A 13336-nucleotide genomic window follows, 5' to 3' on the forward strand; every position below is an offset into this window, starting at 1 on the left:
CCAAGCAGTCCCAAAAACAGGACTGCTGGCGGCCGTTGCCGGCACGCGGTGTACCGGGAAGCGGTCAGCCAGTAACGCCGGCGGTCACGGGCGCGCCCGCCACCACGGGGTGGTCGCGGTGCAGGTTCCCTAGGGTCGAGGCGCCCTGGGGCGACCCCAGCTCCTCGAAGAACTCCACGTTGGCCCTCACGTATTCCGCCCACTCATCCGGGACGTCGTCCGCATAGTAGATGGCCTCGACCGGGCATACGGGATCGCAGGCGCCACAGTCCACGCACTCGGAGGGGTGGATATAGAGCGAGCGTTCGCCCTCGTAGATGCAGTCCACTGGGCACTCCTGAATGCACGCCTTGTCCTTCACATCCACACAGGGCTGCGCGATCACATATGTCATGGCGGGCTACACACCCGTGTAGACGGTCTTGCCCCACGTGAAGAAGTCCAGAGCGGACTTCCCCTGTTCGCGGAACGTGTTGGTGGAGGAGTCCTTCACGCCGCCAAAGGGCACGTTCAGGTCCAGGCCTGCCGTCGGACGGTTGACCTTGATGACGCCGGCCTGGGCGCGGGCGGCGAAGTCAGTGGCCAGCGCCAGGGAGTCGGTGCAGATGCCGGCGGTGAGGCCGTAGCGGGAATCGTTGATCGCGGCGAGGCCAGCCTCGTAGTCGGGGACCTCCAAGACGGCCACGACGGGACCGAAGATCTCCTCCGTGACGGCGTCGTCGTCGAAGGGGACGTCCGTGAGGATGGCGGCGGGGAACAGGAAGCCGGCGTCCGTGCCGCCGTCGTACTCCCCATGCAGGAGCGTGGCGCCGCGTTCGACGGCGGTGCGCACCGCCGCCTGGTTCTGTTCGAACTGCTGGCGGCTCACGACGGCGCCCATCTTTGCACCCTCGAGGCCGTCGCCGGGGGTGTAGGCGGCGGCTTCCTCGACGAGGGCCGCCAGGAATGCGGAGCGAATGCCCGCGGTGACGTAGACGCGGGAGGTGGCGGTGCAGGCCTGGCCGGTGAGACCGAACGCGCCGGCGGCCACCACCTGCGCGGCCTTGCGGGGATCGGCGTCGTCCAGGACCAGCACGCCGTTCTTGCCGCCCATTTCGAGCTGGACGCGGGCGCGGCGGGCGTTCAGGATCTCCTGCAGGCCCAGGCCCACGTTGGTGGAACCGGTGAAGGACAGCCCGGCGATGCGGGGGTCGCGGGCCAGGGCGTCGCCCACCACGCGGCCCTTGCCGTGGACCACGTTGAACACGCCGGCCGGAAGCCCGGCGTCCTGCAGAGCGCGGGCCAGATGTGTGGCGGAGAGTGGGGTGAGCTCGGCGGGCTTGATGACGACGGCGTTGCCGCTGATGAGCGCCGGAGCCGACTTCCAGGCCGGGATGGCGATGGGGAAGTTCCACGGCGTGATGAGGCCGACGACGCCGAGAGGCTCGCGGCGGGTGGTGATGGTGGTGTCCGGCAGGCCGCTGGGCAGCACCTCGCCGGTGGCGGCCCAGCCGAGCGAGCCGAAGAAGCGCAGCACGTCGGAGGCGCGTTTGACCTCGCCTTTGGCTTCGGCGAGGGTCTTGCCTTCCTCACGGACGAGGTCCTCGGCGATCGCGGCCTGGCGTTCCAGCAGGAGGTCGCCGGCGGCCATGAGGATGGCGCCGCGGGCGGGGGCGGGCAGTGCGGCCCAAGCTGGCTGGGCGGCGGTGGCGGCGGTGATGGCGGCGTCGACGTCCGCGGCGGTGCCGCTGGGGGAGAAGGCCGCGGGCTCGCCCGGGCGGGCGGGGTTCGAGCGTTCGGTGTCCGCCTCGCCGAGCCATTCGCCGTTGATGAGGTGCCGGGCGGTGATGAGGTCGCGCTCAGTTGCAGTGGAGAGGTCTGTTGCCGTGGAAGTCATGGGGGTTCCTTCGGATCGTGTGGAAGAAGTGGGGGACGGGAACGTGAGGCGGGGCTAGAGGCTGCGGATCAGGCCGCCGTCGCACCTCAGCGCCACGCCAGTGATGTACGACGCCGGGGCGCTGCAGAGGAACGCAGCGGCGGCCCCGAATTCCTCGGGTTCGCCGTAACGGCGGGCGGGGATGGTCTTGCGGGATTCGAGCTGGATTTCCTCGGGCGTGGTGCCGCGGCGTTTGGCGGCGGCCTGGTCGAGTTCCGCGACCCGGTCCGTGGCGATGCGTCCTGGCAGGAGCATGTTGACCGTGACGGCGTCGAGGGCGACCTCGGCGGCGAGGGTCTTGAGGTAGGCGGCCAGGGCCGCGCGGCCGGTGTTGGACACGGCCAGGTTGGGCAGGGGCGCCACGACGCCGCTCGAGCCGACGGCGAGGATCCGTCCCCAGCGCCGTTCCCGCATGCCCGGCAGGACGTGCGAGACCAGGGCATGGTGCGGCTTGACGAGCAGCTCGAACGCGGCGGCGATGTCGTCGGTGCCGAGCGTGGCCGCGGCGCCGGGCTTCGGCCCAGGACCGTTGAGCACGAGGATGTCGATGGGGCCGAGTTCCGCCACCGTCTGTTCGACGGCGGCGGCCACGCCCTCCGCGGTGCTGAGGTCCGCTTCGATGGCGACGGCGCCAGGCCCGTAAGCGTCCGTCAGTTCGGCAACGATTTCCTTGGCGCGGACCTGGCGCCGGCCGGTGATGGCCACCCGGGCGCCTTCCGCGGCCAAGGACCGGGCGATGGCGAGGCCGAGTCCGCCGGTGGAGGCGGCAACGAAGGCGGTCTTTCCGCTGATTCCGAGATCCATTAGTGACTTCCTGCCGTGGTGAGGGCTTCGGCTGCCGGCGCCGATGATGCCTTGGATGCCAGGGCTTGGGCGGCCTCGGCGAGGTGGGCCAGCAGGGCCGGCCGGAGGACCTCCGGGAACGGCGATGCCGGGGCCCGGACGCCGGCGTCGGATATGAGTTCGCGCCGGTGCAGGCATTCCTTGCGGACAGCCAGGGCGATCCGGGCTTGTTGCTCGAAGTTGATCAGCGGCAGGTAGGGAAGCAGCGCTTCCCGCGCCGCTTCATACCCCTCGTTCTGCCATGCCCGCACGCAGGCGATGAGGGCCTCGGGGTAGGAGAAGCCGGTCATCGCACCCGCGGCACCGGCCAGGAGTTCGTCCAGCAGGCCCTGTCCGCCGAGGCCGCCGAACACGGAGACGTCGAGGGCGGCGGTCAGTTGTCCGATGGCCACGGACGTGGGCGGTGCCTCGGCCTTGACGGCGATGACGAAGCAGCAGGCCTGCACCACGGTGATCAGCGACTGCGTCGTGATGCTGACGCCGCTGGCGAGCGGGTAGTCCTGCAGGACCACCTTGGCGCCGGTGGCCCGGTGGATGGCGTCCAGGTGCCGGATCACCGTGTCCGCCCGCACCGAGTTGGCCTGGACCATCACGGCGGCCAGGCGCTCCCCGGCGATGGCCTGGGCGGCGAGGATTTCCTCGATGGCCGGCCGGGTGGCCAGCGCCGTCACCCCCACCACGAGCGGCAAGCCGGTGCATTCGACGGCGGTTTCCAGGACCTGGCCGCGTTCGGCCGTGGTGAGCGCGGCGGCTTCGCCGAAGACGCCCAGGACGGTCAGACCGGTGGCGCCGATGGCTTCGTAACGTTCCACGAGGCCGGCCAGGCTGTCCAGGTCCACGTCCAGGCTGCTGCCCTGGAACGGTGTGGCGACGACGCCCCAGACTCCGGGTGTCAGTGACTCCCGCATGGGATTCTCCTTAATTCGTTGTCCCAAAGTGGCTGCTTCACTTGTGGTTGCATCTTCAATGTCCGGGCTATTGTCCGGGCCAGACCGGCAGGCGCTTCTCCTGGAAGGCACGCACGCCCTCGGCGGAGTCCTCGCTGTCCAGCGCCGCCATGAGGGCCGGGAGGCGGAGCCCGCGGGCCTCAGTGGCGGTCAGGTGCGAGGTCTGCGTGACCATCTGCTTGACGGCCCGGACGGAGGTGGGGGCGCAGGCGAGGATCGCATCCAGCCAGCGCTGCACTGCGGCGTCGAGTTCGTCCGCGCGGACCACCTCGTTGACCAGTCCCATCGACTGCATTTCCGCGGCCTCGGCCTTCCGCCCGGTCAGGAGCATGCCCATCGCCTGGGTGTAGGGGATGCGGCGCACCAGCTGGTGGATGCCGCCGTCGAGCGCCAGGCGTCCGACGCGCGGTTCGGTCAGCCCGAAGCGGGCAGTGTCCGCGGCGACCACGATGTCGGCGCCGAGCACAATCTCCATGCCGCCGCCCAAGGCGTAGCCGTTGACCTTGGCCATCACGGGGATGTCCAGCGTGGTGCGGAGGCTGAGCCCACCGAAACCGTTGGGGTCCAGGCCAGCCCAGTATTCCAGGCCGGTCTTGTCCACGGCGGAGGCGGACATGTCCGCGCCGACGCAGAACGCCCGGGTCCCGGCGCCGGTGATGACGACGGCGCGGACGTCGGGATCGGCTTCCAGCTGGTCCCAGATCTCGTTGAGCCGGGCCTGGGCACGGCCGTCGACGGCGTTGAGCACGTGCTGGCGGTCGATCACCACGGTGGCGACATGGTTCTCGATGGTCAGGGTGACCTCGTCGATGAGGGTTTCGGTCGCGGCAGTCACCGGAGCACCCCCAGCTGCTGCAGGCGCTCGATGGTTTCGGCGTCGAAGCCGTTTTCCAGCAGGACCTCCACGTTGTGCTCGCCGAGCCGCGGGGCCACCCGGCGGATGGTCGGCGGGGTGGCGGAGAGCCGGATGGGCGCGTTGAGCATTTTCACGGTGCCGACGCCGGGGTGTTCGGCCTCGACGATCATGCCGTTGGCGTGCGTCTGTGCGTCGGCGAGGGTCTCTTCCAGGGTGTGCACGGGGGCGTTGAGCAGTCCCTTGTCCTCGAGCTTGCCGGTCCAGTATTCGGTGGTGTTGGTAGCGATGCGCTCGCGGAAGATCGCCTGCAGCGCCGGCTTGTGCTTGAACTGCTGCTCCAGGGTGGCGAACTCGGGACGTTGCGTGAGGTCCTCGTCCAGGCCGAGCGCCTCCGAGATGCGGGCCAGCGGGTCGGGGGTGAAGCCGCCCACCATGCAGACGGCGCCGTCGGTGGTTTCAAAGACGCCGCTCAGCGGCATGGCGCCCCAGTTGACCTCGTAGCCGCGGTTGAGCTGCATGCAGGCCTCCTGCATCTGCAGGTGCAGCATGGAGTCATACATGGTCACCTCCACCTTCTGGCCGACGCCGGCGGATTCCCGGGTGCGCAGTGCCAGCAGGATGCCCTGCATGAGGTGCATGCCGGTGATGTAGTCACACAGAGTGGTGGGGTAGATCGACGGCTTCATGTCCTCCGACTCGCGCCGCCACATCACGCCTGAGTACGCCTGGGCGATCGCGTCCTGGCCGCCCTTGTGCGAGTAGGGGCCCACGGGGCCGAAGCCCGTGCCGGAGGCCCAGATGATGCCCGGGTTCTCAGCCTTGAGGTCCTCGTAGCCGAAGCCCATCCGCTCCATCACGCCGGAGCGGAAGTTGCTGACCACGACGTCGGCGTCGGCCAGCAGCCGGCGGAGCACGGCCTTGCCCTCATCGGTGCGGGTGTCCACGGAGACGCTGCGCTTGTTGCGGTTGATGGACAGGAAGATCGGGTTGTCCTGGCCGTCCTTGTCCGGGAAGGAGTTGCGGGAGATGTCCCCGGCGCCCGGGCGTTCCACCTTGATGATGTCCGCGCCGTAGTCGCCCAGGAGCTGGGTGCAGGACGGGCCCATGAACACCTGGGTGAAGTCCACGATCTTGATGCCGTCGAGGGGGAGCGGGGTGGAGACGCTTTCGGCATCCGTCGCAGCGCCGGCGGCGGGCGCCGCCGTCGTGCCGTTTGTTGCACCCGACAACAGGTCTTCGATGACGGTGCTCATGCTCCCACCACCGCGTCTGCGTCCAGCGTGGCGTTCGACGACGGGACGTCGCCCGGGTCCGCGCCGTGCCGGCGCATGCCCTGCTGGATGTCCATGGCGGAGACATCACGGACGAGGATCCCGTTCTGGATTGCCAGCGCGGCGGCGACGCCGACGGCCTGGCCCATGGCCATGCAGGGCGGGATCTCGCGGGACATCTTCTGGGCCTCGGGGGTGGCGGAGTAGTGGCGGCCGGCGACAAGCAGCTGGTCCACTTCCTTGGGCAGCAGCGAGCGGTAGGGGTAGTAGTAGTCGCGGCCGCGGGCCACGGTGTCCGCGAAGTGCCGGCGCGACGTGACATCGTCCTTGGTCATCACGTACTCGCCCTCGAGCAGGCGGGTCTGCCGGACGCCCATCTGGGACGCGACGTCGAGCATGTAGCAGTTCTCGAAACCGGGCAGGTGGGCGCGGACGTAGTCCACGGCCTCTGTGATGCGGTCACGGGCGGCGAACTCGGCGGCGGTCATGTCCGCAGGGTCCACGCCGTCGTACCCGGTCATGTGGGGTGCGTTGCACCAGACGACGCCGTCAATGGGGGTCTTGAGCCACCACAGTTCCCAGGCCCCACCAAGGAGGCGCTTGATGGTGCGGTTGATGGCGCGGGCTTCCTTCGGCTTGGCCTGTTCGAAGGCCTCCGCGGCGGCGGTGTCGACGTTGCCGAGGCGGAAGACGAGCGTGGTGAGGTAGCTGTCCTTGACGTAGCTGGCGCCGGCCCGGGAGGCGACGTCGATGTCGCCGGTGGTGTCGATGACGATGTCCGCCATGAAGGCCTGGGGGCCGGACTTGGTCTCGCAGATGACGCCCTTCATGACGCCGTTGTCCACGATCGGGCGGGAGAACCAGGAGTGCAGCCGGAGGTTGACGCCGGCCTCGCGGACGAGGTCGTTGGAGACGCGCTTCCAGCCGTCAGGGTCGAAGGCCGCGGCGTAGCAGACCGGCTTGGGGGTGGTGTGGGAATGGAAATCGAAGGTGCCGTAGCGGCCCCACTTGTTCCAGAGTTCCTCTGAGGTCTTGCGGTCATCGGCCGGCGGCACAATGGCCAGTCCCAGCTTCTGGAGCCGCTCGACGTATTCGGAGACGATGCCGGTAACGGTGATTTCCTGGCCGTTGATCATGTCATCGAGCACCAGGACCATGCCGCCGGAGGCGAGCCCGCCGAGGGACGAGTAGCGCTCCAGCAGCGTGACGGAGGCGCCGGAGCGGGCCGCGGTGACGGCGGCGGCCACGCCGGCGGGGCCGCCGCCCACTACGAGGACGTCGGAGCGGGAGATGACGGGGGCGGTGAGGTCGTGCGTGGTGGTGCTGAGTTCCAGCGATGACATGGCTGTAGACGGGTTCATGGGAATCCTTACTTTTCCGGCAGAAGCGCCGTGACAACGGCAGCCGGTGAGGTAGAAGACGGTGCTCAGGAGAAGGGCGCAGCGACGCTGACCGCGGAATCCACCCGGCAGAGGGTATGACGCAGCGCGGCCCGTTGCGGGCCTTGCTGCGGGGTGTGAAAAGCTTCCGGCGGACACCGCCGTAGAGAAGAGGCGTCCTGACCGGAGATTGGCGACGGCGGCTAGGGCCGGCCGATCACCACGCGTGAGGTGCGTTAACCCAGATCGCTACGCATACCTCTTCGTAGCTGTTCTTGTACCAGTGAGGCGTATCCGAGGAGAAGGTGATCGAATCGCCTTCTTCGAGGGTGTAGCACTCACCGTCCAGGAAGATGTCCTTCCGGCCGGAGAGGATGATGCCGAATTCCTCGCCGCTGTGCCGGAACGGAGTGGCACTGGTGTCGTGGCCTGGCGGACTCACGATCCACTGGGCCTCCAACGCACCGTTGAGGTCGGGGGTGAGCAGTTCATAGACCGCCTCACCCACAGACTTCTTGGTAACGCCTTTGAGATTTCGCCGCTCGCCCTTGCGGACCACCGGGGACCTGGTTTCTTCCTGTCCAAGGAAGAACTTCCCTACAGGGATGTCCAGGCCGTGGGCCAGCTGCGCCAAGGTGGTGAAAGACGGATTGGCCAGGCCGCGTTCGATCTGGCTAACGATCGCCGGGCTGAGGCCAGTGATTTCCGAGAGCTTCGCAAGGGTCATCCCTTTGTCTTTGCGCATGTTGCGGACCTTGTTGCCTACAGTGGCAAGCAGGACGCTCGTGCCGGCGGGGGATGATCCCGTGACGCTCTCGTTGGTCATGGTCCGACTTTCTCTTGGTGAGCTGACACACATAACTATAGTGAAAAACTTTAGCGAATCAATGGTTTTATGAAAATTCTTCTGGCGTTCGCCTCGCTGCACGCCTCGGGCCCATGCCGCTCCGGGCCGTTCCGGGCCCCGACCTGTGCGCTGACCTGCGCCCCGACCTGTGCGCTGACCTGCGCCGGCTTCCAGTCCTCAGCCGCCGCGCCCGGCGGGAAGTGCCCGACTTTCGCGAAACCATTGACTCCGTGAAGATCTTCAATATAGTTATGTGAGCCGCAACACTTTGGGATTGACGCTACGAACAGGAATTGGGCGCGAGGACCTTCTGGCGGAAGGTGCAGCCCGCCCGCGTTCCGGTTCGTTTCCCTGAGTAATAAGGCAGAGATATCTGCCAAGCCATCCGCAGCACCTGATGCTGGCTCGCCGATGGGGACGCGTTCCCTGTTGCCGGGCCGGATGGCCCGTTTGCATTCAAGCGCTACGAAGAGGCACGCGTAGCTATCTGGGCTAACTCACCTCCCATGAGGCGACCCGGTCCCGCCCTGCGGACCAAGCCAACCGATAGTTTCGATGACCGGCGACCCCAAAGGGGTGCCCGCCGGTGATCCGTACCCTCCCGTGCCCCGAAGGCGCGGGGGAAGGAAAAGTATCATGACTGACACCGTCGTCAAGATTGGCGTAGAGAGCGGCCGGAAGTCCCGGCTCTCTCCGGAAATCCGCCGAGGGCTGCTGGGCCTCGGGCTAGGGAACACCCTGGAGTGGTACGACTGGATGGTCTTTGGCCTTCTGTCGGCTTTCATTGGGCCAAAGTTCTTTCCGTCGCATGACCCCGTTGCCGCAACCCTGAGTGCCCTGGCTGTCTTCGCCGTCGGCTTCGCCTTCCGCCCGCTGGGCGGAATCCTGCTTGGCACCCTGGCCGACAGGATCGGACGACGGCGGGTCATGCTCTGGTCCATCATGATGATGGCAGTCACCACCCTGATCATTGCCGTGTCTCCGACCTACGACCAGATTGGCAGCGCCGCCGGCGTGATCCTGCTGGTCTGCCGCATCATCCAGGGCATCTCCACCGGCATTGAGGCCCCGCTGTCCACTGCCCACGCCGTCGAACTCGTCCCCGAGGGGCGCGAGGGCTTCGTCGCCGGTGTCATCTCCTTCTTCGTCAACTCCGGCATCCTGCTCGCCTCCCTTGTCTGCTACCTGGCGAGCCTGCTGCTCAGCGGAGTCGTCATGTCCGACTGGGGCTGGCGCGTCCCGTTCTTCGTGGGCGCTGTTTTCGGCTTCGTGGTGGTCTACCTGCGACGCACCCTTCCTGAAACCATGAAGCCCGAGGAACTGGCGGACAACTCCGCTAAGGCCGTCTGGGGCGGGGTGCGCAAGCATTGGCTGAGCGTGCTGGCCATTACGTTCGTCGTCGGAGCGGCACAGGCGTACAACTACGCCTGGAACACCGGCCTCCCGACGGCAGCCCGCAGCAGCTTCAAGGAGGACGCGACCGCCGTCTTCGCGCTCACCACCATCCTTGGCGTCGTGCTGGTCATCGGAAGCCTCGTCATCGGCCGGCTCGTTGACGGCAAGTCGATTTCCAAGTGGTTCCTGATTACCCGTGCGCTGTCCATTCCGTCCGTCTTCCTGATGCTGATGTACGTCCGGCCCGGCATCGGCGGCTTCGCGGCCGTCCTCCTCGGCGGCTCGGTGGTGCTGGTCCTGAACATGACCCTGTACAACGTGGTCACCAGCTCCCTCATGCCGAAAAACTGCCGCGGTGCCGGCACTGCCCTCGGCTACGGAGTGGGTGTCGCTCTCTTCGGCGGCACTGCCTCCTACCTGCTGGTATGGCTCCAGTCCCTGAACGCGTCCTGGATCTTCCCCGTTTACGTGGCTGTCCTGTCGGCGCTCAGCATCGTCTTCTATCTGCTCGCCCGGAAGAAGAACGGCATCTTCATCGGACGGTGAGTACGCAGGCTCGCAAGCACAGGCACGTAAGCGCCGGCACGTTGGAACCCAGGAAGTAGGAACGGAAAGTGGGAACGCTCATGGACGCCAGTCGCCAGGAACGAAGCGGGGTGGAGGTAAACGTGATCTCCTTTGAACTGGACGCGTCAGACGTGGAGCTCTATGAGGCAGCCCGCGGGCTGTTGCTCACCGCCCATCACACCGAGAACCACCGGGTGGCTGCCGCCATGCGCGGTGAGTCCGGGGCTATCTACCTCGGACTGCACATCGGCTCGAAACGACTCAACGTGTGCGCCGAATCCAGTGCCCTCGCCAATGCCCGCATGGCGCAGGAGCCATCCATCCACTCCGTGGTGGCCGTCAGCATGGACGGCGAGGGAGAACCCCAGGTCACCAACCCCTGTGGCCTCTGCCGGGAACTCCTGCGCACGTACGGAACCGAGACGTCGGTCCTGATTGATGCAGAGGGCGAGGTGGGGAAGATCCGCATCAAGGATCTGCTGCCCTATCCCTGGATGCGGGCCGCGGAAACAGAGTGGGACACGCGTCCGCCCCGTATGGAGGAAAGCGTTAGGTAGCTTCTTAGCGGCGGAAGCAATCGCAGGTGCGTCATACTGACCCGCATCACGGAAGGCCGGGATCCTGAGGGTCCCGGCCTTCCGTGCGCCGGACTCCCCGCCGTCGTCCGTCGCTGCGGCCGTCGTCGACCGCCTCCGCTGTCGTCGACCGCCTCCGCTGTCGTCACCGCCTCCGCTGTCGTCACCGCCTCCGCTGTCGTCACCGCCTCCGCTGTCGTCACCGCCGCCGCCGTCGTGGTGCTCACAAAAGGAAGCTGGTGCAGCCGCCGCGTTTCCGCTAAACCACTGCACCAGCAGGTAGTACGAATTTTTTCGAATGCTATGAAACGTTACTCATTCGCGGCTCCCTTAGGTCCCGGGGGTTGATGACCGGGTCTTCACGTCTTCTTCAAGATGCCTTGTCATAAGCCAGCCTGCGCCAGCCATTACGATGCCCATGACCATAAAGGCCCAATTGTCCATGGTGTTCAGCGACAGGAAGTTGGCCGCCGAATTCACGCCGACGATAAACCCGTAGATGCTCAGGACGATGTAGAGCAGGCCGGAGCCCATGAGGAAATTCCGGGCGCCCACGGCGGTCCGGGACATCGTCAAGCCGGTGGCGCCGATCGCGAGCTGAACAATGTTCAGCAACATCGACACCTGGAACAGATTCAGGAACAGGGCCTTGGAATCGGGCCCGAAGAACCTGAGTTCGCTGTAGTTCGTCGTGATGCCCGGGATGAACCCCAGGATGCCCACGACGATAAGGACGATACCTACACCCATGCCTACGTTCTGTACATCCGTCCGACCAAAATGAACGCCATGGGCATGAGGAGATGCGGTAGTCATTTGCTGCCTCCAACCACTGATTGCGGACATTACAATTTTACGGCCCGGGTGTGGAAAAAGCGCCGGCAGCCGGGGGACGCGAATTCCGCGGATCCGCGCGTTGTGCCTGTCGGTAACCGGCCGGATGCCGGGCTCGTGGCACCATGGAACTCGATGAAACTGCGCGCTGATCAGACCGGACAACGTGGCCTTCCCATGCCTTTGTGGCTGCAGGGTGCCCTCGAGTCCGCCCAGGCCGCCGTTATCTCCGCCCTTGTGGTGGCGGCGCCGATCGTCACGGTCTGGGCCACGGCGGGATTCCAGAACAGCGGGTTCGACCTCCTGGCCCGCCTCGCCGGCCAGGCCTGGCTGCTGATCCACGGCGTGCCGCTGCTGCTGGACACCGCCGGCGCCGGGTCCGCGGCTCACCCGGATTCCGGCACGCTCTCACTGATTCCCCTGGGGCTGAGCCTCATCCCGTTCCTGCTCGCCTGGCGTGCCGGGCGTCGGCTCGCACGCGCCTCCTATACGGACCAGCTCTGGCAGGCCCTGCTCGGATCCTGGCTGATGTACGCGGGGTTCGGAATCGCCACGGGTTTCGTCTGCCGCACGTCCGACGTCGGCATCAGCCTGTGGTCCGCCGCGCTGATCCCGCTCATCCCGTTCGGACTGGGCATGGTGGTGGGCGCGCGCCGCGAGGCAGGTTCCTGGAGCCGTCTGATCGGCGTCGACGCCGTGGCCTGGCTGTCCCGCACCAGCCAGCACTCCCGCTGGGCCGGGTCCTACCTTGGTTCCGCCATCAAGGCCGGATCGGTGGCGCTGATGGCGACCCTGGCGATGGCGGGGGCCCTGCTTGCCGTCGACCTCTTCATCCACTGGAACCTTGTGGTGGCCGTGTATGAGGGGCTCGACGCCGGTGCCATCGGCGGCGCTGTCCTGACCATTGTGCTCCTGGGCTTCCTGCCCAACCTCGTTGTGTTTGCCCTGGCGTGGATCTCCGGCGCGGGGTTTGCGCTGGGGGTCGGCTCTGCGGCCGGCCCGCTCGGAACCGCCGTCGGGCCGCTGCCGTCCATCCCCGTGTTCGCGGCGCTGCCGTCCGGGTCGTTAGACTTCGGCTTCGTGGCCCTCGTGGTGCCGGCGCTCGCCGGGGCGCTGGCCGGCTGGTGGTTCCTGCGCGAAGGCGAGAACCACTTCGACGAATGGCTGTCCATCAAGATCCGGGCCCGCTGGTTTACCGCCGCGGCGTCCACCCTGGTGCTGGGCGCGGTAATCGGTTCGGTCGCCGGGCTGCTCGCGGCGGGGCTCGCCTGGCTTGCCGGCGGGTCCGCCGGAATCGGCAGGCTGACGGAGATCGGCCCCGACCCGCTCCGCACGGCACTGTTCGTGGCCGCGGAGGTGGGGATCGGCGTCGTGATCGGCTACGCGGCCGGTCCCTGGCTGGAGCGCCAGCAGAAACTGCGGGAAGCCGATCTCGAAGCGGTCAACGGCCGCTAACGGAACTGCGTGGGCATGGCGTTGTTGAGCTGCGTCCTGCACGCGGACGTTGCCTGCTCCGTCAGGGCATGCCGGACGCACTGCTGGTAGTCGCGGATCTGGCTGAAGAACAGTGACGAGGCCAGGATTACCAGCAGCATCACCGCCGAGGCCACCAGCCCGGAAATCGCGCCGAACAGGACCAGCCGCGGTGCCTTGTACTTCACCGCCCGGATCAGCAACATGATGCCCAGCACAATCGCGGCCGTGGTGAGCAGGGCCGTCAGCCACAGGTAGTTGACGTCGAGCTGGAAGACGAAGAAGGCGCCCAGGACCGCGACGATAAACAGCCGAAACAGGGTGTGGGTCAGCTGCTGGGGGTCTTTGGCCGCCGCGCCGCGCGGATGCCGGCCGGGCTGGCCGCCGCCGGAGTCCGTGGGGGAATTCATGGTTTCCAGCCTACGCGAGCGGCC

General features: G+C 67.1%; 13 protein-coding genes. 3 read left to right on the forward strand and 10 right to left on the reverse strand.

The features are described from left to right. Nucleotides 1-64: 64 nt before the first annotated feature. The 8 genes from fdxA to C9424_RS05655 all read right to left on the reverse strand — a co-directional run bounded on the left by fdxA (nucleotide 65) and on the right by C9424_RS05655 (nucleotide 8037). Nucleotides 65-394 (reverse strand): ferredoxin, encoded by a 330-nt coding sequence (gene fdxA, locus C9424_RS05620; RefSeq protein WP_116765933.1) that lies wholly within the window; start codon nucleotides 392-394, stop codon nucleotides 65-67. 6 nt (nucleotides 395-400) lie between these two features. Next, entirely contained in the window at nucleotides 401-1876 is a 1476-nt protein-coding gene (locus C9424_RS05625) for an aldehyde dehydrogenase family protein (RefSeq protein ID WP_116765934.1), read from the reverse strand. A gap of 54 nt (nucleotides 1877-1930) precedes the next feature. Then, entirely contained in the window at nucleotides 1931-2719 is a 789-nt protein-coding gene (locus C9424_RS05630; RefSeq protein ID WP_116765935.1) for an SDR family oxidoreductase, read from the reverse strand. After that, nucleotides 2719-3666, reverse strand: a complete 948-nt coding sequence (locus C9424_RS05635; protein WP_116765936.1) for a dihydrodipicolinate synthase family protein — start codon at nucleotides 3664-3666, stop codon at nucleotides 2719-2721. Before C9424_RS05635 ends, C9424_RS05630 begins: the two co-directional genes overlap by 1 nt. A 67-nt stretch (nucleotides 3667-3733) precedes the next feature. Continuing rightward, on the reverse strand, nucleotides 3734-4540 hold the full coding sequence (locus C9424_RS05640) for an enoyl-CoA hydratase-related protein (RefSeq protein WP_116765937.1): 807 nt from the start codon (nucleotides 4538-4540) through the stop codon (nucleotides 3734-3736). After that, nucleotides 4537-5814: a CaiB/BaiF CoA transferase family protein gene (locus C9424_RS05645; RefSeq protein ID WP_116765938.1), complete on the reverse strand. Its 1278-nt coding sequence runs from the start codon at nucleotides 5812-5814 to the stop codon at nucleotides 4537-4539. Before C9424_RS05645 ends, C9424_RS05640 begins: the two co-directional genes overlap by 4 nt. Continuing rightward, nucleotides 5811-7193 carry an FAD-dependent oxidoreductase gene (locus C9424_RS05650; RefSeq protein ID WP_202615785.1) on the reverse strand — a complete coding sequence of 461 codons (1383 nt, stop codon included), beginning with the start codon at nucleotides 7191-7193 and terminating at the stop codon, nucleotides 5811-5813. The genes C9424_RS05645 and C9424_RS05650 overlap by 4 nt, the downstream gene beginning before the upstream one ends. A gap of 235 nt (nucleotides 7194-7428) precedes the next feature. Continuing rightward, on the reverse strand, nucleotides 7429-8037 hold the full coding sequence (locus C9424_RS05655; protein ID WP_091250949.1) for a helix-turn-helix domain-containing protein: 609 nt from the start codon (nucleotides 8035-8037) through the stop codon (nucleotides 7429-7431). A gap of 657 nt (nucleotides 8038-8694) precedes the next feature. On the opposite strand from C9424_RS05655, the gene C9424_RS05660 reads away from it, so the two are divergent. Then, nucleotides 8695-9999, forward strand: coding sequence for an MFS transporter (locus C9424_RS05660; protein WP_116765940.1), 1305 nt, complete (start codon nucleotides 8695-8697; stop codon nucleotides 9997-9999). A gap of 68 nt (nucleotides 10000-10067) precedes the next feature. Beyond that, nucleotides 10068-10577, forward strand: coding sequence for a hypothetical protein (locus tag C9424_RS05665; protein ID WP_116765941.1), 510 nt, complete (start codon nucleotides 10068-10070; stop codon nucleotides 10575-10577). Between the two features lie 348 nt (nucleotides 10578-10925). Here the strand turns inward: C9424_RS05665 and C9424_RS05675 are convergent, their stop codons facing one another. Continuing rightward, the gene (locus C9424_RS05675; protein WP_237563317.1) at nucleotides 10926-11345 is read right to left on the reverse strand and encodes a DUF4383 domain-containing protein; all 420 of its coding nucleotides are present in this window, start codon (nucleotides 11343-11345) and stop codon (nucleotides 10926-10928) included. A 219-nt stretch (nucleotides 11346-11564) separates the two neighbouring features. Between C9424_RS05675 and C9424_RS05680 the strand changes: the two genes are divergently transcribed. Further along, on the forward strand, nucleotides 11565-12884 hold the full coding sequence (locus tag C9424_RS05680) for a cell division protein PerM (RefSeq protein WP_116765943.1): 1320 nt from the start codon (nucleotides 11565-11567) through the stop codon (nucleotides 12882-12884). On the opposite strand, the gene C9424_RS05685 is transcribed toward C9424_RS05680, so the two are convergent. Beyond that, nucleotides 12881-13312, reverse strand: coding sequence for a hypothetical protein (locus C9424_RS05685; protein WP_116765944.1), 432 nt, complete (start codon nucleotides 13310-13312; stop codon nucleotides 12881-12883). The genes C9424_RS05680 and C9424_RS05685 overlap by 4 nt on opposite strands. Between the last annotated feature and the right edge of the window lie 24 nt (nucleotides 13313-13336).

The organism is Arthrobacter sp. H-02-3 (genome assembly GCF_003097355.1).
Classification (GTDB): Bacteria; Actinomycetota; Actinomycetes; order Actinomycetales; family Micrococcaceae; genus Arthrobacter; species Arthrobacter humicola.